At 62.0% G+C, this 1,918-nt stretch carries 2 protein-coding genes and 1 pseudogene; 2 read left to right on the plus strand and 1 reads right to left on the minus strand.

Annotated features, from left to right (window positions below; translation table 11 throughout):
- Positions 1-159, plus strand: a pseudogene (locus RKP46_RS06670) (pantetheine-phosphate adenylyltransferase); the annotation flags it as partial.
- Positions 160-172: 13 nt separating this feature from the next.
- Positions 173-430, plus strand: coding sequence for a YfhL family 4Fe-4S dicluster ferredoxin (locus tag RKP46_RS06675; RefSeq protein WP_311105918.1), 258 nt, complete (start codon positions 173-175; stop codon positions 428-430).
- Positions 431-571: 141 nt separating this feature from the next.
- On the opposite strand, the gene RKP46_RS06680 is transcribed toward RKP46_RS06675, so the two are convergent.
- Positions 572-1,918, minus strand: a 1,347-nt coding sequence (locus RKP46_RS06680; protein WP_311105919.1) for a M23 family metallopeptidase, incomplete at its 5' end; no start/stop codon positions are given.

Raw genomic sequence — 1,918 nt, forward strand, 5'->3', positions numbered from 1 at the left:
GTGGAAACGGTATTCCTCACGCCGGGCGAACAGTACATGTTCATTTCGGCGACGATGGTGCGCGAGATCGCCGTTCTCGGCGGCGATGTCAGCAAGTTCGTCCAGCCGGCGATTCGTGAACGCCTGGCTAAACGAGTACGAGAAATTTCAACGATCTGAAGGAACAGCAAGCATGGCTTTGATAATTACCGACGAATGCATCAACTGCGACGTGTGTGAACCGGAATGCCCGAACGAAGCGATTTCCCAAGGGGCCGAGATCTACGAGATTGACCCGAAGAAGTGCACCGAATGCGTCGGACACTACGATACGCCGCAGTGCGTCGAAGTCTGCCCGGTGGACTGTATTCCGAAGGACCCGGCACACGAGGAAAGCGAGGATGCTTTGTGGGTGAAGTACGAGAAGCTGACCGGCAACAAGCGTAGCTGAGCGATGTCGGCGGCCGGTGTCGATCACACCGGCGGCCAGTTCAAATGACCGATAGCCGCGCGATTCCTCGCGGCGGCTTGGCGTACCGGAGGAGGGTGCCGCGCGCCGCCCCCGTCCAGGGCCGCTACTCTGCCCTCGTCGCTATTCGAGCGCAGCGAGTTTGACCTGTTTAGCCATGTCCAGTTGCGCGCGCAGCGCCAGACGCGCTCCCTTGAAACGGCTCAACTGCGCGCGGTCAAGCGGAATCGAATTGGGCAAGGCGACGGCCAGCGGGTCGACCTGCTCGTCGTTGATGCGAAATTCGTAGTGCAGATGCGGGCCCGTGGCCAAGCCGGTTTGCCCGACGTAGCCAATGGTTTCTCCCTGCCGCACCTGGGTCCCCTTGCGCAAACCTGTCGCAAAATCGTCCAGATGACCGTATGCGGTTGAGTAGGTGCCCTGGTGCTTGAGCACGATCAGGTTGCCGTAGCCGTTCTGGAACTCCGCCGTGTCGACCACGCCATCGGCCACGGCGAGGACGGGCGTGCCGATGGGCGCGGCGTAATCGACGCCTTTGTGTGCGCGCAGTGTCTGCAGGATCGGGTGGAAGCGGGCGTCGGAAAAGCCCGAGGTCACGCGCGAGAACTCTATCGGCGCGAGCAGGAAGGGCTTGCGAACGCTCTTGCCGTCAGCTGTGTAATAGGCACCATCGCCCTTTGCCGGCTGGAACCAGTAGGCCTGCAAGAGCTTCTGCCGGCTTGTCACCTCGGCAGCCAGGATGCGACCGCTGCGCACGACCTGCCCTTGATGGGAAAACACCTCGTAGACGAGAGTGAAGCGATCACCCTTGCGCAGATCGCGATGGAAGTCGATCTCGCTGCCGAAAATCCCGACCAACTGGCCAGCGATGGCATCCGGCAGATCGGCCGCATCGGTCGCTTCGAACCACGAACTGCGGATCTCGCCCGACCCGATGATGAGGCGTGTTTCCAGCGCGATCGGCTGCTCGTGTGTAACAAAGCCGTTGCTGCGACGCTCGACGACCAGCATCGCATCCTTGTCGAGCAACGGAAGCTGCAGCGAGTGCAGATCGCCGTTCTCGCCCGCCCGTGCGGTGACGACATTACCCGGGCGCAGGAGCTGGATGATCTTCTGCGCTGCCTGATCCTGACGAAGGTGATCAAGCGCAGCCCGCTCGGTCACGCCAAGACGATTCATCAGGCTGGCCAGCGTATCGCTGCGCTGTATGTACTCTTCGCGCAGAAAGGCCTGATTGCCTGCATCAAGCTTGATCGCGGTCGCCAGGGGTATCTGCTCGACGACCGTGCGCTGGTCGATTTGCGCCGGGTCGGCTGCCGGCACGATGGCAAAGGCCGCCACCATCCCCAGCAGGGAGAACCCGCCGGCCGCGGCGGTAAGCCATCGACGGCGGCGCTGCTGGTCGATCGCCGCGGGGGAATGCGCTAGAATCCGCTTTTCTTCGATATTCATGGGCTGCTCGCAGCAAAG

This window comes from Accumulibacter sp. (assembly GCF_031732815.1).
Taxonomy (GTDB): Bacteria; Pseudomonadota; Gammaproteobacteria; order Burkholderiales; family Rhodocyclaceae; genus Accumulibacter.

Excerpts from the sequence above, each read along its gene's own strand:
- RKP46_RS06675 (WP_311105918.1), top strand. The coding sequence starts at position 173 with ATGGCTTTGATAATTACCGACGAATGCATCAACTGCGACGTGTGTGAA.